General features: G+C 58.8%; 1 protein-coding gene. It reads left to right on the forward strand.

The features are described from left to right. On the forward strand, nucleotides 1-238 hold a 238-nt coding region (locus KMS84_RS40660), incomplete at both ends, for a glutamate synthase-related protein (protein WP_256921671.1).

Genomic DNA, 238 nt, shown 5'->3' on the forward strand with positions numbered 1-238 from the left:
GATCGCCGAGATCCGCGAGATTACCGATTGGGAAAAACCGATCTACGTGAAGATCGGCGCGAGTCGCCCTTACTACGACGTCAAGCTGGCCGTCAAGGCGGGTGCTGATGTGATCGTGCTCGATGGCATGCAAGGCGGAACGGCGGCGACGCAGGAAGTGTTCATCGAACACGTGGGCATTCCAATTCTGCCGGCCATTCCGCAAGCCGTTCAGGCGCTGCAAGAGATGGGCATGCAT

It is taken from the genome of Streptomyces hilarionis, from assembly GCF_024539675.1.
Classification (GTDB): Bacteria; Actinomycetota; Actinomycetes; order Streptomycetales; family Streptomycetaceae; genus Streptomyces; species Streptomyces hilarionis.